The organism is Gordonia asplenii (assembly GCF_012933505.1).
GTDB classification, from domain to species: domain Bacteria; phylum Actinomycetota; class Actinomycetes; order Mycobacteriales; family Mycobacteriaceae; genus Gordonia; species Gordonia asplenii.
Genome location: NZ_JABBNB010000012.1, coordinates 76358 through 98730 on the forward strand (window position 1 = coordinate 76358; position 22373 = coordinate 98730).

At 66.4% G+C, this 22373-nt stretch carries 24 protein-coding genes and 1 pseudogene; 19 read left to right on the forward strand and 6 right to left on the reverse strand.

The window, feature by feature from the left end; all coding sequences use genetic code 11:
- Nucleotides 1-31 precede the first annotated feature (31 nt).
- The gene (locus HH308_RS13325; protein ID WP_170194699.1) at nucleotides 32-1231 is read left to right on the forward strand and encodes an NAD(P)/FAD-dependent oxidoreductase; all 1200 of its coding nucleotides are present in this window, start codon (nucleotides 32-34) and stop codon (nucleotides 1229-1231) included.
- Nucleotides 1228-1950: a DNA alkylation repair protein gene (locus HH308_RS13330; protein ID WP_170194700.1), complete on the forward strand. Its 723-nt coding sequence runs from the start codon at nucleotides 1228-1230 to the stop codon at nucleotides 1948-1950. The genes HH308_RS13325 and HH308_RS13330 overlap by 4 nt, the downstream gene beginning before the upstream one ends.
- Before the next feature lie 87 nt (nucleotides 1951-2037).
- Here HH308_RS13330 and HH308_RS13335 read toward each other — a convergent pair whose 3' ends face one another.
- The 3 genes from HH308_RS13335 to mftR all read right to left on the reverse strand — a co-directional run bounded on the left by HH308_RS13335 (nucleotide 2038) and on the right by mftR (nucleotide 4276).
- Complete coding sequence (locus tag HH308_RS13335; protein ID WP_312870575.1) at nucleotides 2038-2418, reverse strand: DoxX family protein; 381 nt, start codon at nucleotides 2416-2418, stop codon at nucleotides 2038-2040.
- Nucleotides 2419-2463: 45 nt separating this feature from the next.
- The gene (locus HH308_RS13340; RefSeq protein WP_170194701.1) at nucleotides 2464-3522 is read right to left on the reverse strand and encodes a ferredoxin--NADP reductase; all 1059 of its coding nucleotides are present in this window, start codon (nucleotides 3520-3522) and stop codon (nucleotides 2464-2466) included.
- A gap of 130 nt (nucleotides 3523-3652) precedes the next feature.
- A complete protein-coding gene (gene mftR, locus HH308_RS13345; RefSeq protein ID WP_312870576.1) occupies nucleotides 3653-4276 on the reverse strand; it encodes a mycofactocin system transcriptional regulator MftR in 624 nt (207 codons plus the stop codon).
- 128 nt (nucleotides 4277-4404) lie between these two features.
- On the opposite strand from mftR, the gene mftA reads away from it, so the two are divergent.
- The 5 genes and pseudogenes from mftA (at nucleotide 4405) to HH308_RS13370 (ending at nucleotide 8473) form a co-directional block, all read left to right on the forward strand.
- Entirely contained in the window at nucleotides 4405-4503 is a 99-nt protein-coding gene (gene mftA, locus HH308_RS13350) for a mycofactocin precursor MftA (RefSeq protein WP_170194703.1), read from the forward strand.
- A pseudogene (mftB, locus tag HH308_RS13355) lies at nucleotides 4503-4835 on the forward strand (mycofactocin biosynthesis chaperone MftB); the annotation flags it as partial. The gene mftA and the pseudogene mftB, both read left to right, overlap by 1 nt.
- An 86-nt stretch (nucleotides 4836-4921) precedes the next feature.
- On the forward strand, nucleotides 4922-6199 hold the full coding sequence (gene mftC / locus HH308_RS13360) for a mycofactocin radical SAM maturase (RefSeq protein WP_170194705.1): 1278 nt from the start codon (nucleotides 4922-4924) through the stop codon (nucleotides 6197-6199).
- Between the two features lie 48 nt (nucleotides 6200-6247).
- Nucleotides 6248-7465: a pre-mycofactocin synthase MftD gene (mftD, locus tag HH308_RS13365; RefSeq protein ID WP_170194706.1), complete on the forward strand. Its 1218-nt coding sequence runs from the start codon at nucleotides 6248-6250 to the stop codon at nucleotides 7463-7465.
- Between the two features lie 207 nt (nucleotides 7466-7672).
- Nucleotides 7673-8473: a mycofactocin-coupled SDR family oxidoreductase gene (locus HH308_RS13370; protein ID WP_170194707.1), complete on the forward strand. Its 801-nt coding sequence runs from the start codon at nucleotides 7673-7675 to the stop codon at nucleotides 8471-8473.
- A gap of 299 nt (nucleotides 8474-8772) precedes the next feature.
- On the opposite strand, the gene HH308_RS13375 is transcribed toward HH308_RS13370, so the two are convergent.
- Nucleotides 8773-9888 (reverse strand): CaiB/BaiF CoA transferase family protein, encoded by a 1116-nt coding sequence (locus tag HH308_RS13375; protein ID WP_170194708.1) that lies wholly within the window; start codon nucleotides 9886-9888, stop codon nucleotides 8773-8775.
- Between the two features lie 285 nt (nucleotides 9889-10173).
- Between HH308_RS13375 and mftE the strand changes: the two genes are divergently transcribed.
- From mftE to HH308_RS13410, 7 genes are all read left to right on the forward strand, one after another.
- A complete protein-coding gene (gene mftE / locus HH308_RS13380) occupies nucleotides 10174-10884 on the forward strand; it encodes a mycofactocin biosynthesis peptidyl-dipeptidase MftE (protein WP_170194709.1) in 711 nt (236 codons plus the stop codon).
- Nucleotides 10881-12314, forward strand: a complete 1434-nt coding sequence (mftF, locus tag HH308_RS13385) for a mycofactocin biosynthesis glycosyltransferase MftF (RefSeq protein WP_170194710.1) — start codon at nucleotides 10881-10883, stop codon at nucleotides 12312-12314. Before mftE ends, mftF begins: the two co-directional genes overlap by 4 nt.
- A gap of 3 nt (nucleotides 12315-12317) precedes the next feature.
- A complete protein-coding gene (gene mftG, locus HH308_RS13390) occupies nucleotides 12318-13634 on the forward strand; it encodes a mycofactocin system GMC family oxidoreductase MftG (RefSeq protein WP_170194711.1) in 1317 nt (438 codons plus the stop codon).
- A 254-nt stretch (nucleotides 13635-13888) separates the two neighbouring features.
- Nucleotides 13889-14116 (forward strand): hypothetical protein, encoded by a 228-nt coding sequence (locus tag HH308_RS13395; RefSeq protein WP_170194712.1) that lies wholly within the window; start codon nucleotides 13889-13891, stop codon nucleotides 14114-14116.
- Between the two features lie 44 nt (nucleotides 14117-14160).
- A complete protein-coding gene (locus HH308_RS13400) occupies nucleotides 14161-15525 on the forward strand; it encodes an FAD-binding oxidoreductase (RefSeq protein WP_170194713.1) in 1365 nt (454 codons plus the stop codon).
- Nucleotides 15522-15950: a PPOX class F420-dependent oxidoreductase gene (locus HH308_RS13405; RefSeq protein WP_170194714.1), complete on the forward strand. Its 429-nt coding sequence runs from the start codon at nucleotides 15522-15524 to the stop codon at nucleotides 15948-15950. Before HH308_RS13400 ends, HH308_RS13405 begins: the two co-directional genes overlap by 4 nt.
- A gap of 148 nt (nucleotides 15951-16098) precedes the next feature.
- Nucleotides 16099-17439, forward strand: a complete 1341-nt coding sequence (locus HH308_RS13410) for a hypothetical protein (RefSeq protein WP_246284583.1) — start codon at nucleotides 16099-16101, stop codon at nucleotides 17437-17439.
- A gap of 6 nt (nucleotides 17440-17445) precedes the next feature.
- Here the strand turns inward: HH308_RS13410 and HH308_RS13415 are convergent, their stop codons facing one another.
- The gene (locus HH308_RS13415) at nucleotides 17446-17928 is read right to left on the reverse strand and encodes a hotdog fold domain-containing protein (RefSeq protein WP_170194715.1); all 483 of its coding nucleotides are present in this window, start codon (nucleotides 17926-17928) and stop codon (nucleotides 17446-17448) included.
- Nucleotides 17929-17973: 45 nt separating this feature from the next.
- Nucleotides 17974-19611, reverse strand: coding sequence for a DUF4153 domain-containing protein (locus tag HH308_RS13420; protein ID WP_170194716.1), 1638 nt, complete (start codon nucleotides 19609-19611; stop codon nucleotides 17974-17976).
- Between the two features lie 171 nt (nucleotides 19612-19782).
- Between HH308_RS13420 and HH308_RS13425 the strand changes: the two genes are divergently transcribed.
- The 5 genes from HH308_RS13425 (at nucleotide 19783) to rplW (ending at nucleotide 22345) form a co-directional block, all read left to right on the forward strand.
- Nucleotides 19783-19995: a hypothetical protein gene (locus tag HH308_RS13425; RefSeq protein ID WP_170194717.1), complete on the forward strand. Its 213-nt coding sequence runs from the start codon at nucleotides 19783-19785 to the stop codon at nucleotides 19993-19995.
- Between the two features lie 348 nt (nucleotides 19996-20343).
- Nucleotides 20344-20649: a 30S ribosomal protein S10 gene (gene rpsJ / locus HH308_RS13430; protein WP_007318892.1), complete on the forward strand. Its 306-nt coding sequence runs from the start codon at nucleotides 20344-20346 to the stop codon at nucleotides 20647-20649.
- Nucleotides 20650-20664: 15 nt separating this feature from the next.
- Nucleotides 20665-21321 carry a 50S ribosomal protein L3 gene (gene rplC / locus HH308_RS13435; RefSeq protein ID WP_170194718.1) on the forward strand — a complete coding sequence of 219 codons (657 nt, stop codon included), beginning with the start codon at nucleotides 20665-20667 and terminating at the stop codon, nucleotides 21319-21321.
- The gene (rplD, locus tag HH308_RS13440; RefSeq protein WP_170194719.1) at nucleotides 21318-22037 is read left to right on the forward strand and encodes a 50S ribosomal protein L4; all 720 of its coding nucleotides are present in this window, start codon (nucleotides 21318-21320) and stop codon (nucleotides 22035-22037) included. Before rplC ends, rplD begins: the two co-directional genes overlap by 4 nt.
- A gap of 2 nt (nucleotides 22038-22039) precedes the next feature.
- Nucleotides 22040-22345 (forward strand): 50S ribosomal protein L23, encoded by a 306-nt coding sequence (rplW, locus tag HH308_RS13445; protein WP_170194720.1) that lies wholly within the window; start codon nucleotides 22040-22042, stop codon nucleotides 22343-22345.
- Nucleotides 22346-22373 lie beyond the last annotated feature (28 nt).

The window sequence follows — 22373 nt, forward strand, 5'->3', positions numbered from 1 at the left end:
CACACAGCGCACCACGATCGAGGGGAACACAGTGAGCGACACCGAGCACGGCGTAGTCATCGTCGGAGCCGGCCTGGGCGGCATCCGCGTGGCCGAGAGCCTGCGCAGCGGAGGGTATTCCGGGCCGATCACCCTCGTCGGCGACGAGAACCATCCGCCCTACGACCGGCCGCCGCTGTCGAAGTCGGTGTTGCTCGGCAAGCAGGACCGGGTCGACCTGAAACCCGAAGAGTTCTACGGGGATTCGGCCATCACACTGCGCACCGGAACGCCGGTCACCGCGGTGACACCCGGCGAGCACACGGTGACCGTCGGCAGCGGCGGCGACGCCGAAGTTCTCGCCTACGACACCCTGGTACTGGCGACCGGGCTGCGTCCACGGCCGTTCCCGGGATCACCGGCCAAGGGCGTCCACGTGATTCGCAGCGTCGACGACGCGCTCGCGTTGCGCGCGGAGTCGGCATCGGCGTCGAACGCGGTTGTCATCGGTGCCGGGTTCATCGGCTGCGAGGCCGCGGCGAGCTTGCGGACCCGTGGGTTGACGGTGACGTTGGTCGAACCGGCGCCTACGCCGTTGGCGGTGGCGCTCGGTGAGAAGATCGGCGGTCTGGTGACTCGCCTGCACGTCGCGAACGGAGTCGAGGTTCGTAGCGGAGTCGGCGTGGAAATGCTTGTCTCACAGGATGATCAGGTGACGGCGGTGCGTCTGACCGACGGCACCGAGATTCCGGCCGACATCGTGGTCGTCGGCATCGGCTCGACCCCGGTCGTCGAGTTTCTTGACGGCTCCGGCATTGAATTGGCGCCGCGCGAGAGCGGTGGTGGCGTCGCGTGCGACGCCGTCGGGCGTACCAGCGCCGACGATGTGTACGCCGTCGGCGATGTCGCGAACTGGCTCACCGTCGACGGAGTCCCGACGCGCGTCGAACATTGGAATCACACCGTCGAGCAGGCCGCGATCGTCGCTCACCACATCCTGGGCAGCGATGACGACGTGGTGGCCGCGGTGCCGTACTTCTGGAGCGATCAATACGACGTCAAGGTTCAGGTTCTGGGCTGGCCCAAGGGAACTGACGATGTGCACGTCATCGACGACGACGGCAAGAAGTTCGTCGCCTACTTCAGCCGCGACGGTGTGTTGACGGCGGTCGCCGGCGGCGGGAAGGCCGGTGCCGTGATGAAGATGCGGGCTAAGCTGCAGGCGTCGACGCCGATCGCGGAACTGTTGTGACACAGGCGCTTACCGCCGCGGCGGTCCGAGAAGCGTTGGCCGAGTTGGCCGATCCCAAGCGGGCGGTGTCGTCGGCGGGATTCTTCAAGACCGGACCGGGCGAGTACGGCGAAGGCGACGAGTTCATCGGCATCTCGGTGCCCGCGCAGCGTAAGGCGGCCAAGCGATTTCGGGGGATCGACGCGGACGAGATCGACGTGCTGCTCGACAGCCCGGTCCACGAGCATCGACTGACCGCGCTGATCATCATGCGGACCGAGTTCGAGAAGGCGGCGACGTCGGACCGGGAGTTCTGGGTCCGGCGGTATTGCGCCGCCGTCGACCGAGGACGGGTCAACAACTGGGATCTGGTCGACTCATCGGCCGGGATCGTCGGCGATTGGGCTGTGGCACAGGAGAATTCGAAACTGCTGCTCGACTACGCCGAACAAGAGGATCTGTGGCGACGTCGGGTCGGGGTAGTCGGGACGTACTCGTATCTCACCGCCGGTGACGGGTCGGCGACCTTGGCGGTTGCGCCACTGGTCGTCGACGACCGTCGAGACCTGATTCAGAAAGCGCTGGGTTGGATGCTACGAGAGATGGGTAAACGAGTGGATAGGGAACTGCTCACCGGTTACCTCGACGTACACGCAGCGCAGCTGGGGCGGACCGCATTGAGTTATGCGACAGAGCATTTGAGCGTCGAGGAACGCAAGGCGTACCGGGCGATGAAGTAGCGGCAGATTGCATTCGGCCTTGTGGTGCGCGGCGGGGTGGATGTTCCCTCGGCGTCGACGACGGGGCAGATTGCAATCGGCCGGACGTCACTGTTCCTGCGGAGCGGATCCCCGGTACACCTTGATCGCCGCGACGACCATGGGGATCTGCAGCGGAAGCCGAGCCCACGCGAGGCTCTTGAGCCATGCCGGTTTGTTCTGCCACAGGCGAATGGTGTTGACATTCGCCGGGAAGACCGCGACGAACAGGGCGGCCGCAGCCGCCGCGGACCAACGTCGGGTACGCGGTACGAGAAGTCCGGCGCCGATCGTGAGCTCAGCCGCGCCCGACGCGTAGGTGAGCGTTCGCTTGTCGGCGGGGATCTCGTCGGGAATGATCGCGTCGAACGGTTTGGGCGCGACGAAATGCAGCACGCCCATCACGATCAGCGGGTAGGCCAGGATGCGGGAGAGTCGTTCGATGCTCACCCGTCGAAGCCTACGCGAGATCGCCGCGTGAGCGCGTCTGCCTCGTCAGAACTCGATCTTGAGGGTGTCCGACGTCGGGCGGGCCTGGCAGCCGAGGATGTAGCCGTCGGCGATGTCGTCGGGGTCGAGTGCGCCCGAGTTCGCCATCTCGACCGTGCCCTCGGTCAAAGTGCAAGCGCACGAACCACATTCGCCCTCCTGACAGGAGTACGGGGCGTCGAGGCCCGCGGCGAGCATGATGTCGATGAGCGTGCGGGTGCGCGGCCACGACAGGGAATGCGTCTCACCGTCGAGTTCCACTTCGACACTGGCGGCGTCGGCCTGTTCCTCGGCGGAGACCTCTTCGAGTTCGACCTCCGCGAACGGATCGCCGGACAGCGAGTTGTACACCTCCGAGTGGACGTTGTGGTGGTCGAACTTCGCCTTGGCAAGTGCATTGTGCACGGCGTCCATGAATGGGCCGGGTCCACAGATGTACGCGGTGTGGGTCTTGTTCATCGGCGCGAAGAACGTTGCGAGAGCTTTCTCCGACGGCAGGCCCTGCACCGACTCCAACCAGTGCACGATGGTGAGGCGGTTCGGATGGGCGTTGTGCAGCTCACGCAGTTCGGCGCCGAAGATGACGTCGTTCTCGCTGCGGTTGGCGTAGAAGAAGGTGATCGGGCCGACGCCGGTGCGCAGCGCGGTCTTGAGTATCGACATCACCGGGGTGACGCCCGACCCGGCCGCGATCAGCAGCAGCGGCGCGTGGATGTTGTGGGGGGTGAAGGTGCCCGACGGTGGCAGCACCTCGATCTGCGATCCGACAATCAGGTTGTCGCACACCCAGTTTGAACCGTACCCAGCGAGCGTGCGCTTGACGGTCACCTTCGGCAGGGCGTCGGAGCCGGGCGACGACGACAGCGAGTAGCAGCGGGCGACCGACCCCGTCTGATCGCTGGGGATGCGTAGGGTGAGGAACTGACCCGGGTGGTAATCGGTGAACTTCGCGGCCTGACTGCTCGGTACGTCGAAGATGATCGAGCGGGCGTCGGCGGTCTCGTCCACGACGTCGTTCACCGTCAAGATGACGCCGCGCGCGCTATGTGGGGTCAGGTCTGTCATCACACCGGCTTTCTGGCAAATGAGAACGTGTTCTAGTTTTCCCCTAGTGTACTCATCAGGTGTATCAAACCTGCCCGGGGTTCAGGAAGGCGGACGGTTCAACTGGTGCACCGCAGCGCGGCTCGGGGATCTAGCCCAACGCCGCGACCCCTTCGGTCAGGGTCCGGCTGCCCTCGATCAACAGCGCTTCGAGATCGCGGTCCGGCTCCGCCAACCATTGCTCGTAGGCGGCCAGCGCCGTGCCCAGCGTCATCCATGCGATGGTCTGGGGGACCGGAGCGCCTGCGTCGACGCCGAGTCGCCGCGCGCAGAACTCGGCGATGACCTGCCGCCACTCCGCGTACATCAACATCGAATGGGCTTGCAGCGCAGGGATTTCCAGCAGCAGCGACATTCGGCGCCGATGCCGTGGCAGCTCGGTTCCCGGGACGCTGTTGAACTCGATGAGTGCCCGCTGTAGGGCGTCCGCGATGGACAGGTCGTCGGGGATGGCGTCGAGCAGTAAGCGCAGTTCGTCGAGGTAGATGTCGAAATCGCCCCAGGCGATCGCGTTCTTGGACGGGTAGTAGCGAAAGACGGTCCGACGCGCGATGCCCGCGGCGGTGGCGATGTCGTCGACGCTGGTGTCGTCGAAGCCCTGCTTCGAGAACAGGTCGATGGCCACCTCGCTGATGTGCGTCATCGTCGTGATGCGCTTCCGGCCAACCGTACGGGTGTGCGGTTCGGCGGAAACATGCTGGTCAGTGCCCGGCACGGGATGTGTCCTTCCGCTTGTCGTCGAGCAATTATGACTCGGATCGCAATTGGGGCTAGCTTTTATGCACTCGGTGCCATTATAGTCCTTGGTGATCCACATCACTATAGAAACCAGGAGGTTGGATCATGGCAGATCACGCAGCGGCAGAGGTCGTTGAAACCGAACTCGTCGGAGAGTCCCTCGTTGAAGAGGTGTCGATCGACGGGATGTGCGGGGTCTACTGATGTCGACCGCGACATCGACCGTTCCCGGCGGGCGCGCTTCGGCGCCCGTCGGGGGCGCACCCGCCCGACCGGAGCCTTTCGACCCGACGCTCGCGTGGCAGCTCAACTCGAAGGTGGCGCTGCGGCCCGAACCGTTCGGCGCGCTGCTGTACCACTTCGGTACCCGCAAACTTTCGTTTCTCAAGAACTTGACGGTGGTCGGCATCGTCAAATCACTCGCCGATCACCCCAGCGCCGACGCAGCCCTGTCGGCAGCCGGGATCGACTCGGCGGCGCGGCCCCTCTATCTGCAAGCCCTTGGCGCGCTTGCTGATTCGGGAATGATCGTGCGCAATCACCACAACCACCCGCTGGTTGAGCCGGATGAGGCGTCAGCCGAGTCCGTGTCGAAACCTCGAAATCACCAGGAGGACGAACAGTGACGACTATCGAACGTCCGCGAGCACAGTCGACCACCCCGGCCGTCGGGCGCCGGGAGCGTGCCCATTCAGTCGGGCGTCTCGTCGATCAGTTCGAGAAGGGCCTTGACGCCCCGATCTGTCTGACCTGGGAATTGACCTATGCGTGCAACCTGTCGTGCGTGCACTGCCTGTCGTCGTCGGGCAAACGTGACCCCCGGGAACTGTCGACCGAGCAGTGCAAGGCGATCATCGACGAGCTGCAGCGCATGCAGGTGTTCTACGTGAACATCGGCGGCGGCGAACCGACGGTGCGCCCCGACTTCTGGGAACTCGTCGACTACGCCACCAGCCATCAGGTGGGAGTCAAGTTCTCCACCAACGGTTTACGGATCAACGCCGAGGTCGCGCAACGCCTCGCGGCGTCGGACTACGTGGACGTGCAGATCTCGCTCGACGGTGCGACCGCTGAAGTGAACGACGCCGTGCGCGGCGCCGGATCGTTCGACATGGCGGTGCGCGCACTGGAGAACCTGCGTGACGCCGGCTTCAAAGACGCCAAGATCAGCGTCGTGATGACGCGGCACAACGTCGATCAGCTCGACGAGTTCAAGGCCCTCGCCGATCGGTACAACGCGACCCTGCGGATCACCCGACTGCGGCCGTCGGGTCGGGGCGCCGACGTCTGGGACGACCTGCACCCGCGTCCGGAGCAGCAGCGCGCCCTGTACGAATGGCTTGTCGCACACGGCGATCGAGTGCTGACCGGTGACTCGTTCTTCCACCTGTCGGCGTTCTCCGGCGACAGCGGTGGCGGTGCGCTGCCGGGCCTGAACCTCTGCGGTGCCGGGCGCGTCGTGTGCCTCATCGACCCGGTCGGCGACGTCTATGCCTGCCCGTTTGCCATCCACGAGAACTTCCTGGCCGGAAACATCGTCTCCGACGGCGGGTTCCAGGAGATCTGGCAGCGCAGCGATCTGTTCACCGAGCTGCGCGAACCGCAGAGCGCCGGTGCGTGCACCAAATGCAACCACTTCGACGCCTGCCGCGGCGGCTGTATGGCGGCCAAGTTCTTCACCGGACTGCCGCTCGACGGCCCCGACCCGGAATGCGTGCAGGGCTTCGGCGAGCAGTTGCTGGCCGGGGAACGGTCGAAACCCACTGCGAACAAAGATCATTCGCGTGGCGTGCCGTTGACGCTGATGACGCGGCCGCCGTCGCGCGACTGCGATGAGAACCCGCTGGCGGGGTTCATGCCGACCGCCGCGACGGGGTGCTCGTCCACTAGCTGCAGCTGACAACTGCCGCCGCCGGCAAACGGGGCGGCCCGATACGAAAGATGATGCATGTCTAAGTTCTCCGAGCTCGCCGAGAAGAATCCCTGGCGTCGGAACCCCTGGTTCGAAACTGTCGGTGAGGCGCAGCGACGCGCCCGCAAACGGCTGCCCAAGACCGTCTACTCGTCGCTGGTCGCCGGCACGCAGGCGGGTATCACCGTCAACGACAACATGGAGGCGTTCACCGAGCTCGGCTTCGCGCCGCACGTCGTCGGGGTGACGCCGGAACGCGACCTGACCACCACCGTGATGGGGCAGGAGCTGCCGTTCCCGGTGATGATCAGCCCGACCGGCGTGCAGGCGGTCAATCCCGACGGTGAGGTCGCCGTCGCCCGCGCCGCCGCCAACCGCGGCACCGCGATGGGCCTGTCGAGCTTCGCGTCCAAGGCGGTCGAAGAAGTCACCGCGGTCAACGACAAGGTGTTCTTCCAGATCTACTGGCTCGGCAACAAAGAGGACATCCTGGCGCGCGCCAACCGCGCCCGCGAGGCAGGTTGCAAGGGCCTGATCGTCACCACTGACTGGGTGTTCAACGTCGGACGAGACTGGGGCAGCCCGGAGATTCCCGAGCAGGTGGACCTGCGCGCGGTCGCCAAGCTTGCGCCGGAGATGATCACCAAGCCGTCGTACGCGTTGAGCTGGTTCCGGGACGGCAAGCTGATCATCCCGGACCTGAGCGCCCCGAACATCGCCCACCGCGGTGAGCCCGGCCCGACGTTCTTCGACGTCTACGGCCAGTGGATGAACACCCCGCCGCCCACCTGGGAGGATCTGGAGTGGCTGCGCAAGGAGTGGGGCGGCCCCTTCATGGTCAAGGGCATCACCCGGCTCGACGACGCCAAGCGGGCCGTCGACATCGGCGCCACCGCCATCTCGGTGTCGAACCACGGGGGCAACAACCTCGACGGCACCCCGGCCACCATCCGCGTGCTCGGCCCGATCGCCGACGCCGTCGGCGGCGACCTCGATGTGCTGCTCGACGGCGGCATCCGCCGTGGCAGCGACGTGGTGAAGGCACTTGCGTTGGGCGCCAAGGCCGTAATGATCGGCCGCGCCTACCTGTGGGGTCTGGCGGCCAACGGCCAGACCGGCGTCGAAAACGTCCTGGATCTGATGCGCATGGGTATCGATTCGACGATGATGGGCCTTGGCCGGGCCAGTGTGCAGGAACTCTCGCGTAAGGATCTGATCATTCCGGAAGGCTTCGAGCGGACCTTCGGGGCGTAGCGCACCAGGGCGGAACGGCTTGCTCGTGAACCCCACATCAATCGCCGAACCCGAACGATTTCTTCGTTCGGGTTCGGCGATTCGGGTTGGGTCTGGGGGCGTCGCGTGGGCGCCTGATCCGCAGGCGTCCAGCCAGTGGGAACATGACCTGGACATCGACTAGAACGTGTTACAGTTTGCCCAAACGCATCGTGTTGGGAGAAGTGCATGGGAACGTTCGACGGCCAGGTCGTCTACATCACCGGAATCGCGCGCGGGCAGGGCCGCAATCATGCGATCCGATTCGCCGAGCAGGGCGCGGCGATCATCGGCATGGACATCGCCGGACCCGTCGTCGACCACACCACCTACCCGCCCGCGACGCCCGACGACTTCGCCGAGACCATCCGCCTCGTCGAAGAAGTCGGCGGCAAAATCCTTGCGCGCCAGGGTGATACGCGCGACCTTGCGTTCCAGCAGGAACTGATCGCCGACGGTGTGCACCAGTTCGGCCGGCTCGACCACGTGGTCGCCAACGCCGGCATCCTGTCGTGGGGACTCACCTGGGAATTGTCGGAGGAGCAGTTCACCGACGTCATCGATGTGAACTTGATCGGCACCTGGAAGACGCTGAAAGCGGCCATTCCGGCGATGCTCGAAGCAGGCAACGGCGGCTCGATCACCGTGATCTCGTCGGTCGCCGGGCTCAAGGCGATGCCCGTTCAGGCCGGATATGCGGCGTCGAAGTTCGGGTTGCGCGGGCTGGCGCAGACGGTCGCCAAAGAGCTGGGCGACGCGAGGATTCGCGTCAACACCGTCCATCCCTATGCGGTGAACACGGCGATGGGCGTGCAGGACACGACGGCCTTCAAGGTCTTCGAGACGCACAACCGACACTTCCCGTCGATGATGGACCACTACCCGGTGGCCAGCGTCGACGACCTGACCGACGCCGTGATCTACCTGGCGACGGCAAAAGCGGTCACCGGCGCGGAGTTCCAGATCGACATGGGAAGTTCGAAGGTGTAGTCGAGCGGCGAGAAACGACCCGCGACGTGGTGTCACGGGTCGTTTCGTGGTTGCCGACCCCTCGTTACACCGAAACTCGCGAGCTCGTTTCGGCACTCGGGGAGCGGGGTGGGTACGTTCGTGAGGTCGGGTCGCCGGCCCCTCGTTACACCGAAACTCGCGAGCTCGTTTCGGCACTCGGGGAGCGGGGGGTCGCCCCGGGTTTCGGTACTCGGGGAGCGGGGTGGGCGCCGCGATTTCGGTACTCGGGGAGCGGGGTGGTCGCCCCGGGTTTCGGCACTCGGGTGTGCGCTGAGACTTCAGTCCTGCCACACCGTCGCGGGGTCGGTCGCGGTGCGCGCCGGGCCGGTGGGGGTGTCGGTGGTCGACCGGGAGAAGCGCGGGGCGACCTGTGCCTGTGTCACGCCGTCGATCTCCACCAGGGTGCCGCGGGCGGCGAGGTGCGGATCGTTGGGGGCCTCGGTGAAGTCGAGGATGCCCGACGTACATGCGTCGGTGCCGTCGAAGATCGCCGACCATTCGTCGCGGGTCTTCGTCTTGAACGTGTCGATGAAGATCTGCTTGAGCTCGCCCCACCGCGCGACGTCGTTCTGCCCGGGGATGTCGGCGTCGGTGAGTTCGAGTCCCTTGAGCAGTTCGGCGTAGAACTGTGGCTCGATGGCGCCGACGGCCATGTACTTGCCGTCGGAGGTCTCGTACACCTCGTAGTACGGTGCGCCGGTATCGAGGAGGTTCACGCCGCGACGGTCCTGCCACAGTCCGGTGCCGCGGAAGGCCCACATCATCTGGCCGAGCACCGACGCGCCGTCGACCATCGCGGCGTCGACGACCTGCCCCTTGCCCGACGCCTGGCGTTCGATGATCGCGGCGAGGATGCCGAAGACCAGGAACATCGAGCCGCCGCCGAAGTCGCCGACGAAATTCAGTGGGGGAGTAGGCTTTTCGTCGCTACGACCGATCGCGTGCAGCATGCCGGTGAGCGAGATGTAGTTCATGTCGTGCCCGGCGAGAGTCGAGCGCGGCCCCTCCTGGCCCCAGCCGGTCATCCGGCCGTACACCAGGCCCGGGTTGACCTTCTCCAGGTCCTCCGGCCCGAAGCCCAGGCGCTCCATGACGCCCGGGCGGAAACCCTCGATGATGGCGTCGGCCTTCGAGATGAGGTTCAGAATGGTCTCGCGGTCGGCGGGGTTCTTCAGATTGGCTTCGACGACGCGGCGTCCGCGCAACAGCGCATCGGCGTTGTGCCCTTCGGCGGGCAGTGTCCCGGGGCGTTGGACGCGGATGACGTCGGCGCCGAGGTCGGCCAGCAGCATCGCCGCGTGCGGTCCCGGTCCGATGCCGGCGAACTCGATGACGCGGACATTGCGCAGCGGTCCATTGCGGCCGGAATCGGCGCGCTCACTCGAAGTGGTCATTCTTCTAGCCTCCTTGGTCCGGGGCGGCCCCGCGCAGAACGTGGCCGGATTCCCCGCGAACGGTGTGGGGAACAGGGTGAGAGCGTGGTCGCTGTCACAATCGACTCCCAGCATTACACAACCGATCGAGCGCTCGTACAACCGGCCCGACGAACGCGAGGAGATGGGGAGAAGACGGGCTGATCGCGACATTTCCCCAAGCGGCACTGCGGCATTCCCGCAGACGCAGATCATTTGCCGGGATTGGGGTTAACAGCATGCTGTGAACTGACTACAGTGGGGCAAATGACACGTTCGGCACAGCTGGGTCATCGGACCTGGCCTGAGCTCGACGGTGCAGGGGCGATCGTTCTGGTGCCCATCGGCGCCACCGAGCAGCACGGCGAACATCTGCCGCTGAGCACCGACACGCAGGTCGCGCAGGCCGTCGCCGACGCCGTGGCGGCCGATGCCCCGCTGGACTCGCTGTTCGTCGCCCCGTCGATCAACTACGGCGCCAGCGGCGAACATGAGGGCTTTCCCGGCACGGTGTCGATCGGTGCCGAAGCGCTGAAGCTGATGCTCATCGAATACGGCCGCAGTGTGTGCCGATGGGCCACGCGAGTGGTGTTCGTCAACGGCCACGGCGGAAATGTCCCGACGTTGATCGAGGCCGTCGGACGGCTGCGCTACGAAGGCCGCGACGTAGCCTGGTTTCCCTGCGCGCCCGCGCGCTGCGACGCGCATGCCGGACGTACCGAGACGTCGTTGCTGATGGCCATCTCGCCGACCCTGGTGGTTACCGAACGCGCCCGGCCCGGCAACTCGACGCCCATCGCAGAGTTGATGAAAGACATTGTGGAGCAGGGAGTCTCGGGGGTGAGTCCCAACGGTGTGCTCGGTGATCCGGCGGGTGCGAATGAGGCCGAGGGGCGGAGTCTGGTGGCTGCGATGTCCGCCGCGCTGAACCGGCGGGTGATCGCGTGGCGGGTCGACGATCGGGGCATGCTCGGATGACGGCCGTCACCGGGCCCGCCGACGACGTCGACGCGGGCGAGACGACGGACCTGCCCGACGGTTTCCAGGTCCAGATCGACATGGCCTGCGTCCGCGGCGGCGACCTGCGCTACCTGGTCGGCGGCTCGCCGACGCGGCTGATGCGCATGAGCGACCGGGCACTGGGGATGACGTCCGGCGACGGACGGATCGAGGTGTGCGACGCCGCCACGCGGTCGCTCGCCCGAACGCTCCTGGCGTCGGGCATCGCCAATCCGCGGCCGATGTTCGGGCCGTCGAGCGCCGAGGTCACCGTGGTGATCCCGGTGCGCGGCAATCAATCCGGCATCGACCGGCTCCTCAAGGCACTCCCGGCGGGGATCGCGGCGATCGTCGTCGACGACGGTTCCCATATCCCCATCACCGTTTCCGGAGACGGCGTCACCGTGCTGCGGCTGCCGGAGAACCGTGGGCCGGCCGCCGCGCGCAATGCGGGGGCGGCCGCGTCGACGACCGACTTCGTCGCCTTCCTCGACTCCGACGTGGTGCCGTCGGGGGACTGGCTGACCATGTTGATGGGGCATTTCTCCGACCCGCTGGTCGCCGTCGTCGCGCCGCGGATCGTCGGGCTGAACCGGACGACCAAATCCCCGGTGGAGCGTTACGAAAACGGCTTCTCCTCGCTCGACATGGGCCCGCATGAGGGCGCGGTGACGCCGGGAACCCGCATCCCATACGTACCGAGCGCGGCAATGATCGTGCGGCGCAGCGCTTTTGCAGGATTCGACGAGTCGCTTCGGGTAGCCGAGGACGTCGACCTGTGTTGGCGGACCCATCAGGCGGGTCGACTGATCCGTTACGACCCGGTCGCGACGGTGGCCCACGACCACCGCACGACGCTGCGCTCAGTCTTGGGGCGACGACGCTTCTACGGCACCGGGGCAGCATCGCTCGCCGACCGGCACCAGGGGCTCGCCGCCCCGGTGGTGATGCGGATACCGTTGGCTATCGCCGTGGTGGCCCTGTTGTCGCGGACCAGAGTCGGCCTGCTGATCGCCGTGTTCTGCATCGCCCAGATGAGTTGGCGGCTGCGTCGCCGACTCGGCGAACTGCCCTCCGGCACCGCGGTGACCGCGGAGATGATGAGCAAGGCGGTCGGCTTCGGTCTGTTGCAGGCGGCCGGAGCGGTCTGCCGACACTACTGGCCGGTGACCGTGCTCGGTGCGCTCGTGTCGGGCCGATTCAGACTCCTGGTCCTGCAGATCGCCGTCGTCGAGGCGCTGACGATGTGGTTCCGCGCGGCGATGGTCGAAGACCATGCTCCGACGGTCGGGCCGCTCACCTATTTCGTGCTGCACCGTCTCGACGATCTCGCCTACGGGGCCGGGCTGTGGCAGGGTGCACTGGCCGCGCGCGACTTGTCGGCACTGCGGCCGGAGTTGATTCCGTAACGCATGACAGCGTCGTCGAGGCACCGTGCCGACGTGGTGATCGTCGGCGCGGGCAGCGCCGGAAGCGTGCTGGCGGAACGTCTTTCGCGTGATCCGCGACGCCGGGTCGTGTTGCTGGAGGCCGGGCCCGCCGCCCCGCTGTCGGGGCCGCTCGACACCCTGCCGATCGGCCCGTCGTCGAGCTATGTGCGTGGGTACACGACGGTGGACCGGGGCCTGTCGATCGTGCGCGGCCGCGGGCTCGGCGGGTCGTCCGCGGTCAACGGGGGCTATTTCCTGCGCTGGCATCGGTCCGATCTGGCCGATCTCGTCGAACGGGGTCCGTGGTCGGCGCAGCGGATCGAGGCGGCCTACCGCGAACTCGACGACGCGATGTCGGTGAGTCCGTGGCACGACGACGAACTCAGCGATGCATCCGTGGCGTTCGAGAACTACTGGTCCGCGCGTGGTGATGTCCGCGACCCCGACGATCCCTGGCCGATCGTCGGGCTCAACCGGGTCCGCAGCAATCGGCGTGGGCGCCTGCGGTTCTCGGCATTCGACGGCTACCTCGGCGCAGCGATCTCGCGGCCGAATCTGACGGTCGTGTCGGGCGCCGACGTCGAGCGCGTCCGGGGCGGCGATACCGCGGTCAGCGGCGTGGACGTCGTCGTCGACGGCGGGCCGGTCCGCTTCGACGCCGGGCAGGTGATTGCGTGCGCGGGCACCATCGGGACGGGGGAGCTGCTGCTGCGGTCGGGGCTCGTCGCCGGTCCGCTGAAGCTCATCGAACATCGCGAGGTGCTGGTACGTTACCGGCGGCGGCACGTCGGCACCCTCCCGCCGACTGTTCTACAGAGCGTCGTCCACACCGCGGACGGTTGCGAAATTCGTTGTTATACCGATGATTTCGCTCGATTCATCGATGGCGTGCCCGGGTCGGGGCCGGCGGTCGGCGTGGCAGCGATGTCGCCGGGCGTGCCCGGCCGGCTGGGCTCGGCCGGCGGCGAGGTGACCGTCGACCTGGGCGGGCCGTCGGCACAGTGGAGCGCGGGTGCGGTCGACGACGCGGTGGGGTCGGTGGTGCAGATGCTGACGTCGGCGGAGTTCGCCGACATCGTCGAGCCGGATTCGGTTGCCGTGCAACAGGACCCGTCGACATCGCAACACGCGTGCGCGACGCTGCCGCTCGGCGCCGCAACCGACTGGACCGGCGCGGTCGACGGTGTCGACGGACTGCACGTCGTGGACGGCTCGATTCTTCCGTGCGCCGGGCGCAGCGGTCCGCACGCGACCATCATGCTGCTGGCGTGTTTGATCGGTGACGACCTGATCGGCTGAACCGGGTCACCGTGGTTTCGACACGCTCGTCGCTAACGCTCCTCACGGCTCAACCAGCGGAGAAGCCTGCCATCGGTGAATCCAGGCTCAACCAGCGGCTGGGGCCTGCCGTCGGCGGATCCAGGCTGAACCGGAGTGCCGTCTCGCCGCGAGGGGAGTTCTCCCCATTGTCGCAGGTCGGGTGCGGGTTTTGAATTGTGTTGTGGCCGTCCACGGACGGACCCGGGCCGTATTTCAGGAACAGGACTCGCACCATGAACACAGCATTCAAACGCGCGCTGGCCGGCGGACTGCTGGCCATGGCCGCGGTCGCCGTTGGCGGGCCGGCCGAGGCGTCGGCTCACGGTTACAGCTACCACTACTATTACTTCCGCCCGGACTACCCGACTCACCAGAACATCGTCGGACTGAGCACCCCGAATCCCTCGAAGGGCGACTGCAAACCCTTCTGCGGGGACATTCGGCTCAAGCCCGCTTTCTGAGCGGGCCCGGGCGCGGGTCGTCGAACATAGGGCAAGATCGGGGGATGGCTGTCGATATCTCCACCCTTGTCGCCGCGCTGCCCGCGGGTCGCGTCGTCACCGATCCGGATGTGCTGGGCGCATACCGATTCGACCGCGCCAACGACCCGGATGCCGGCACTCCGCTCGCGGTGGTGCGCCCGACGTCGACCGAGCAGGTCCAGGCGGCGGTCCGCTGGTGCTCGCAGCGCGCGGTGCCGATGGTGGTGCGCGGCGCGGGAACCAGCCTGTCCGGGGGATCGACAGCGGTCGACGGCGCGGTGACGATCTGCACCGAGCAGATGACCGACATCACCGTCGACGTGGCGACACGGACCGTCGTCGCTCAACCGGGAGCACTCAACGCCGATGTGAAAGCCGCTGCCGCGCAACATGGTCTGTGGTATCCGCCGGATCCGTCGTCGTTCGAGATCTGCTCGATCGGCGGCAACATCGCGACCAACGCGGGCGGGCTGTGCTGCGTGAAATACGGCGTCACCGTCGAGTATGTGCTCGGTCTGCAGGTGGTGCTGGCCGACGGTCGGGCGGTACGACTCGGTGGCCGTCAGCTCAAAGACTCGGCCGGGTTGCCGTTGACGAAACTGTTCGTCGGAAGCGAGGGCGTTCTCGGCATCGTCACCGAGGTGACCCTGCGGCTACTGCCGGCTCAGTCGACCCCGGCCACCGTCGTCGCGAGCTTTCCGTCCGTCGTCGAAGCCACTCGCGCTGTACTCGACATCACCGCGCAGATCCGCCCCGCGATGCTCGAGTTCATGGACAGCGTCGCGATCAACGCCGTCGAGGACATGCTGAAGATGGACCTCGACCGGTCGGCGGGCGCGATGCTGGTGGCGCAGTCCGACGCCGCCGGACCGGCCGTCGCCCACGAGGTGGCGATCATCGAGGCGGCATTCGCCGAACACGGTGCGACAGAGTGCTTTTCGACGACGGACCCGGAGGAAGGGGAGATGTTCACCGCGGCGCGGCGCGCTGCGATCCCCGCCGTGGAACGCTTGGGCCCGCTGCTCCTCGAGGACGTGGGCGTGCCGTTGCCGCAGTTGCCGGATCTGGTCGCCGGTGTCGCGGAAATCGCCACGACCAACGACGTGACGATCTCCGTCATCGCCCACGCGGGCGACGGAAACACGCACCCGCTGATCGTGCACGACCCCGACGACGCCGACGAAACCCGAAGAGCCAACAAGGCTTTCGGTCAGATAATGGACCTCGCCATCGAACTCGGCGGCACCATCACCGGCGAGCACGGGGTCGGGAGGTTGAAGAAAGGCTGGCTGCCCGATCAGGTCGGCCCCGACGTAATGGAGATGACCGCGATGATCAAGAAAGCGCTCGACCCGCAGGGCCTGCTCAACCCGGGAGTGGTGCTGTGAGCTATTCCTTCGACGATCCCGCCATTCAACAGTTCCTGACCGAGGGCACCAGGACCGGACACCTCGCTTACACCGCGTCCGACGGGCGGCCGCTGACGGTGCCGATCTGGTTCGTCGTCGACGGCGATCGGCTGGCCTTCAACACGGGCGCGAGCACCGCGAAAGCCCGTGCCATGCACCGGGATTCGCGCGTCTCACTCTGTGTGGACGTTCAACACCCGCCGTACGCGTTCGTCACCGTGCAGGGGACCGTCGAACTGTCCGACGACCTCCCCGAGGTGAAACGAATCGCCACGGCCTGCGGCGGCCGGTACATGGGAGCTGAACGCGCCGACGAGTTCGGCGAGCGCAACGGCGTGCCGGGCGAGCTGGTCATCTGGATCACTCCGGTGAAGGTGCTGGCGCAGCTGGACGCGACGGCATGAGGTGAGCGCGGCCGTTCGTCGGCCGAGCCGGCGGCGGCGGGGTTGATCTGTCGATGCGTCGAGTCGCGTGATCGCCGCGGCGGTATGGGCGATATTTGCCTTGCTAACCAACCTTCCGGCGGATGGGGGAACCATCTAGGGTCGGCGCATGGCAGCAGTGTGGAGTTCCGTGAAACGGTATGTGGTGACGTTACGAACACCGGAGTTCGGCGTCTCATCGCGCCGACGCGGTGAGACGGGTCGGCGGCCGCTGCTGACCGCGTGGTCGGTGGTGGTCACCGCGGTGGTGGCCTCGGTCGTGATCGGGTCGGCGCCGGCATCGGCCGCACCTCAGGGTTACGCGCCCGGTCCGGCATGTGCCTGGCAATTGATGTCCAACAGCACCGACCTGAACGTCGCGTTCCCCGACGCCAACGCCACCTACTGGGTGCTCCCGTACATGCTCGGCAGCGGTGACTCGATCAGCCTGTCGGGCACCTACCCGACGGCGCGGTACTTCTCCCTCAACACCTATGGGACCGACTTCAACACCGTCGACACGCTGCGCGACAACCAGATTCGTCCACTCGCCGGAGGCAATCCCTATGCGTCGACGGCGGCGGCGTCGCAGTTGGGCCGCGGCAAGTGGCAGGCCACGGTGGTCAACCGACCCGCGGACCACGCCCGCAACGAGATTCGCGGACTGCCCGCACCGGGCAAACAGCGAATCCCGTTGGGATTCCTGATCATCCGGGTGTACGTCCCGAACAATCCGGCATCGGCGAACGGCGGGGTGACGCTGCCTGACGTCACGATGCATCTCGGTGGCACGTCGGTGTCGTTGCCGCCGTGCGCGATTCCGTTCAATCCGCGCAACTACAGCGGTCCGATCGCGGCCGCGATGACCACGGTGTTCGATCAAGCCATCGGCAAGGCGGCCGCCAACTCGTTCCCCGCGAATTCGCCGGAGGCCGTGTTCGTGAACCCCGCCAGCACCGCCGGACTGTTTCCCAACGGGGACAACAAGTACATCGGTGCCGCGCTGACCTACCGGCCGGGCCGGGTGGCGGTGGTGCGGGCGAAGGCCCCGAGCTTCCCGAACACGCGCAGCGGTGCCTCGCCCGCGCAACCCGGCGTCGACCTTCGCTACTGGTCGATGTGTCAGAACGACAAGGTGAGTCCGTATCCCGTGGTGGCGTGCAAGTCGGACTTTCAGACGCGCATCGATTCCGCCGGCTACTACGCGTATGTCGTCGCTGCGCCGCAGGATATGGCGTCGTCGTCGGATCCGGCGCTGACCGTGATCCCGTGGGGCTCGACGTCGGTGCCCAAGAAGGTGGTGTTCCTGCGGTACATGCTGCCGTCGTCGGCGTTCTATCCGATGACGGTGCAGGCCGAGCAGGCCCAGCACACCGACCCGGCGTCGACGATGGGCGCGTACTACCCGCGGGCGACCTACTGCGACGTCACGGTGCTACGCAGTCGTGGCTGGCAGGGGTGCTTCGGATAGTCGGAGTTACTTCGGCGTCACCCACGTGGTGATGTCGCAGTGCACCACCTCGACACCTTTGGTGTCGCGGATCTCGACGTTGACCACGACGTCGGCGCCGGTGGTGATGGCGTCGAAGTCGATGGTCGACAGTCGGGCCTCGGCGGTGAGCCGGGTGGTGGCCTTCGCGAGGTAGGCGGTGTTCATCGCCTTGGGGATCCAGCGGTGCGTCGAGGGTGTGGTGGCCTCCATCAGCATGCCCATCGACGCCTCGGCGAGGTTGCAGGCCGCGATGGCGTGGAAGGTGCCGATGTGATTGTGCACGCCGAACCAGTTGGGTGCGGTGACCTTGCAGTAGCCGGGCTCCATCTCGGTGACCAGCGGTAGGACGGTGCCGAAGTAGGGGACCTTCGCCACCATGCCGAGTGAGAACAAGGTGTTGCCGAAGGCGTTGTTGGGGAGCCTCTTGCGCAGGGCGTAGGTCGCGCTGCTGCCGTGGGTGTCAGACATGCCCCTACCTTACCGCTAAGTAAGATAGGGGCGCCGACGTCGGGCTCAGCGATGGGTCACGTGCCGGACGCAGTGCTCGTCGTACCACCGGTCGGCCTGCGCCGGCGGGGTGTAACGGGAGAACGTGAAGGCCCGCCAACTCCGGGCGGCGTCGTGGTCGCGCGCGAACCGCCAGTCGACGCAGGCGCGCAAATCGGCTGGGAGACGGTCGAATTCGCCCGACGCATCCGCCGAGAGCCCACCCAGATAAAAGGTATCGAGCTTGCCCGCCGTCTCGAAGCGGTCGATGTTGTACGACGCGATGCGTTGGTCGGGGTTGATCGCGGCGAAACCCACCGTCGCGAACAGCCCGGCGACGACGATCGATTTGGTCAGCCACACCGTGCTCATCCGTGCACCGGCGATCAAGAAGCCCACGATCACGATGCCCACCAGCAGTTCGACGAAGATCCCGAAGATGCGCTCCTCGGTCATGCCGTAGGAATGGATGTAGCCGGTCATCCGATGAATCGCCGACGCCCCGACCGCCAGCGTCGCGATGCACAACCCACCGAGCAGAATCCGGGCCGCCCGACGGGAGCGTGCGTCGTCGGCGTCGACGAAATGCCACGCGCTCACGGTGACTCCGATGACCAGTACCCCGACGATCAGCAACTGCCAGAAGCCTTGGACGGCGTACTGCGAATAGGTGAGATCAGCTGTGCGTCTGACGAAGTCGTCGCCGCCGAACCAGGCGGTCGCCTGCACGCCGAGAAACAACAGGAACATCGCGAACAACGCGCCGACCGGGGTGGCCCACGCCCAGATCGGCGTCGTCGGGCGTGGGCGGTCGGGATAGTCGGTGCCCTGGGAGACGAGCGCGATGCCGCCGAGAGTGACGACCGCGACGAATATTCCGCTGAACAATGCGGCGGCTATCGTCGGTCCGGCGTCGGTGGAGATCTGGATCTTGAACAGTGAACCGAAGGTGGCGTCGGCGCTGGCGAACAGTGCGCCGAAGACGACGAGCAGGACGATCGTCGTCGTGGCGACCACCGCTATCAATGTGATCGACGGCCGGGTGCCGGTGCGCGCGACCCGCGGTGGTCGGCGCACCGCGGTCACGGCGGCCAGGAACGGTGCGAGGAACGGGCTCAACGAGGCGAGCCACAGGCCCCGGATGCCACGTGCTTCGACGAACAGCGCCGCCGACGCCACGACCGCGGCGAAGAGACAGAAGACGGTGACCCATCCGGCGGCGCGAAACGTCGGGACGAGGAGAAGGGCGACGACGCCGACCATGACGGCGATCCAATAGGGCGACAGCCGCCGGCGAAAGTCGTCGGGGGCCGACCACATCACCGTCGCAACCGCTGCGATTCCGGTGATGGTCAGGCCGATGCCGAGATCGGCCGGCCGCCAGCAGAGTGCGCCGAGGACGCCGACCGCGAGGGCCGACAGCAGCGTCGAACGGGGAAAGACCACGTCGGTGTGACGCGAGACCCACCATGCGACGTGGGGTGTGCGTCGCGGGGGCGGTGCCGCGCGGGTCGGCGAATCCGACGGTGGTGGATCGGTCGTCAACGTCGGGGACGTCGGCGCGGCGTCGGACGGTTCGTCGGGACGTGGCGTCGAGGTCGGGTCGGATGCATCCGTTGACGAGTTACCCGGCGTCGATGAGTCGGGTTCAGAGTTCTCGGGCATAACGGGCGGACCTTTCTGGTGCCGAAAACGGTGAAGTCCGACAACGAGTGGTAGGTCACAAAGGTTCCCGGGGCCGGCTCGCGCTCAGAGCTCGTAATCTGACTTTGTCGACCGCGCGCTCACTCGGGAGGGAGTCGACGATGCGCCAGCAGCTCGATCGACACCGCGTTGATGGGCACCTTGGAGTGGCGGTATCGCCTTGCGCTCGAGGGCTCGGCGACCCGGGTGACCGAGTCTTACGTCGTTCTGAAGCCGGTCACCGCGATCGGCTGGTTTCTCCTCGGCACGGTCCTGCGCGATCGCGACCGCAGAGCGACGTTGCGCGCCGGTATGCGCCATACCTTGTCTCAGATCAAGGCGGCGGCGGAATCGGAATCCGGCTGAGCCCGACGCGGCCGCCGACCGAACTTGTCCCGTCGGTCCTCATGGTGCATACTTGTCGGGTTGCCTTGATCAAGGCGTCGGTATTTCGCGGCCTCGATCAGGTAGGTGACTGCCAGCCCCGAGACGTTCGGAGCGAGCGTGAAACGCGCTGAACCAGGTTCAGCGGCCCGACACGCCCGACCGCGTGGACCGGAGCCAGCCGGGCAAACCCGGCAACGTACAACGACAGATGAACAGCGTAGATCTTCGCCGGTTGCAGCGAGGCTCATGTGCACCACCCGAGTGTGTTCGGGTCAGGTCACGCGGTGTTTGTCTGTCGAGAACAATTCTGACGGAAGAGGACACAGCGTGGCGGGACAGAAGATCCGCATCAGGCTCAAGGCCTACGACCACGAAGCGATCGACGCCTCGGCGCGCAAGATCGTGGAAACCGTGACCCGTACGGGTGCACGGATCGTCGGCCCGGTGCCGTTGCCCACTGAAAAGAACGTGTACTGCGTCATCCGCTCGCCGCACAAGTACAAAGACAGCCGCGAGCACTTCGAGATGCGCACTCACAAGCGACTCATCGACATTCTCGACCCCACGCCGAAGACGGTCGACGCGCTCATGCGCATCGATCTGCCGGCAAGCGTCGACGTCAACATCCAGTAGGCGAGGGTTGCAGCTATGACACAGAATGCTACGAAGGGCATCTTGGGTACCAAACTCGGTATGACCCAGGTGTTCGACGAGAACAACCGCGTTGTCCCGGTCACCGTCATCAAGGCGGGCCCCAACGTGATCACCCAGATCCGCACCGCAGAGCGCGACGGCTACACCGCCGTCCAGCTGGCTTACGGCGCCATCGATCCCCGCAAGGTGATCAAGCCCGTCGCCGGACAGTTCGCCAAGGCGGGCGTCACCCCGCGTCGTCACGTCGCGGAGATCCGCGTCAACGACACCGCGGAGTTCGAGGTCGGCCAGGAGCTGACCGCCGAGATCTTCGCCGACGGCGCGCTCGTCGACGTGACCGGCACCTCCAAGGGCAAGGGCTACGCCGGCGTCATGAAGCGCCACGGCTTCGCCGGCCTGGGCGCCAGCCACGGCGCGCACCGCGTTCACCGCGCACCCGGTTCGATCGGTGGCTGTGCCACCCCGGGCCGCGTGTTCAAGGGCATGCGCATGGCGGGTCGCATGGGTAACGACAAAGTGACCACGCAGAACCTCACCGTCCACAAGGTGGATGCCGAAGCAGGTCTGCTGTTGATCAAGGGCGCGATCCCCGGCCGCAAGGGCGGCATCGTGGTCGTGCGTGATGCAGTGAAGGGTGGTGCCCAGAAATGAGTGATGCAGTGAGCACCGATCTCACCAAGGCCAAAACAAACCTGAAGCTGGACGTCAAGACCGCCGACGGCAAGACCAACGGTTCCGTTGAGCTGCCCGCCGAGATCTTCGACGTGCCGGCGAACATTCCGCTGATGCACCAGGTCGTCATCGCCCAGCAGGCGGCGGCCCGGCAGGGTACCCACGCGACCAAGACTCGCGGCCAGGTTTCCGGTGGTGGCGCAAAGCCGTACCGCCAGAAGGGAACCGGTCGTGCACGTCAGGGTTCGACCCGCGCACCTCAGTTCACCGGCGGTGGCGTCGTGCACGGTCCGCAGCCGCGCGACTACAGCCAGCGCACCCCCAAGAAGATGAAGGCCGCTGCGCTGCGCAGCGCGCTGAGCGACCGTGCCCGCAACGATCGCATCCACGTCATCGACGAGCTGGTCGCCGGTCAGGTGCCCTCGACCAAGGTCGCACGCAAGTTCCTCGAACTGCTCTCCGAGCGTCGCAAGTTCCTCGTGGTCCTCGGCCGCGAAGACCTGACCGCGTGGAAGAGCGTTGCGAACCTGCCGTTCGTTGCGCCGATCGCTCCCGATCAGCTGAACACCTACGACGTCCTCGACTCGGATGAGGTCGTGTTCAGCGTCGAGACGCTGAACGCCTTCATCGGCGCGAACACCAAGCCGTCGACTGAGCCGCAGGCTCCCGTCGCAGACGAATCGAAGGAGGCCTAGAGATGGCTACCCACGCCGACCCGCGTGACATCATCCTGGCGCCGGTGATCTCCGAGAAGTCCTACGGACTGATCGAAGACAACGTCTACACCTTCGTGGTGGCGCCCGACTCGAACAAGACCGAGATCAAGATCGCGATCGAGAAGATCTTCGACGTCAAGGTCACCAGCGTGAACACCGCCAACCGCCAGGGCAAGCGCAAGCGCACCCGCACCGGTTACGGCCGACGCAAGTCGACCAAGCGTGCCATCGTGACGCTGGCCCCTGATTCCAAGTCCATCGAGATCTTCGGAGGATCGGTCGGCTGACGCCGAGCGAGCCTTCAGATAAGGAACA

Excerpts from the sequence above, each read along its gene's own strand:
- HH308_RS13340 (WP_170194701.1), bottom strand. The coding sequence starts at position 3,522 with ATGACAGACCTGACCCCACATAGCGCGCGCGGCGTCATCTTGACGGTG.
- mftA (WP_170194703.1), top strand. The coding sequence starts at position 4,405 with ATGGCAGATCACGCAGCGGCAGAGGTCGTTGAAACCGAACTCGTCGGA.
- mftD (WP_170194706.1), top strand. The coding sequence starts at position 6,248 with ATGTCTAAGTTCTCCGAGCTCGCCGAGAAGAATCCCTGGCGTCGGAAC.
- HH308_RS13370 (WP_170194707.1), top strand. The coding sequence starts at position 7,673 with ATGGGAACGTTCGACGGCCAGGTCGTCTACATCACCGGAATCGCGCGC.
- HH308_RS13375 (WP_170194708.1), bottom strand. The coding sequence starts at position 9,888 with ATGACCACTTCGAGTGAGCGCGCCGATTCCGGCCGCAATGGACCGCTG.
- mftE (WP_170194709.1), top strand. The coding sequence starts at position 10,174 with ATGACACGTTCGGCACAGCTGGGTCATCGGACCTGGCCTGAGCTCGAC.
- mftF (WP_170194710.1), top strand. The coding sequence starts at position 10,881 with ATGACGGCCGTCACCGGGCCCGCCGACGACGTCGACGCGGGCGAGACG.
- mftG (WP_170194711.1), top strand. The coding sequence starts at position 12,318 with ATGACAGCGTCGTCGAGGCACCGTGCCGACGTGGTGATCGTCGGCGCG.
- HH308_RS13395 (WP_170194712.1), top strand. The coding sequence starts at position 13,889 with ATGAACACAGCATTCAAACGCGCGCTGGCCGGCGGACTGCTGGCCATG.
- HH308_RS13400 (WP_170194713.1), top strand. The coding sequence starts at position 14,161 with ATGGCTGTCGATATCTCCACCCTTGTCGCCGCGCTGCCCGCGGGTCGC.
- HH308_RS13410 (WP_246284583.1), top strand. The coding sequence starts at position 16,099 with ATGGCAGCAGTGTGGAGTTCCGTGAAACGGTATGTGGTGACGTTACGA.
- HH308_RS13415 (WP_170194715.1), bottom strand. The coding sequence starts at position 17,928 with ATGTCTGACACCCACGGCAGCAGCGCGACCTACGCCCTGCGCAAGAGG.
- HH308_RS13420 (WP_170194716.1), bottom strand. The coding sequence starts at position 19,611 with ATGCCCGAGAACTCTGAACCCGACTCATCGACGCCGGGTAACTCGTCA.
- HH308_RS13425 (WP_170194717.1), top strand. The coding sequence starts at position 19,783 with ATGGGCACCTTGGAGTGGCGGTATCGCCTTGCGCTCGAGGGCTCGGCG.
- rplC (WP_170194718.1), top strand. The coding sequence starts at position 20,665 with ATGACACAGAATGCTACGAAGGGCATCTTGGGTACCAAACTCGGTATG.
- rplD (WP_170194719.1), top strand. The coding sequence starts at position 21,318 with ATGAGTGATGCAGTGAGCACCGATCTCACCAAGGCCAAAACAAACCTG.
- rplW (WP_170194720.1), top strand. The coding sequence starts at position 22,040 with ATGGCTACCCACGCCGACCCGCGTGACATCATCCTGGCGCCGGTGATC.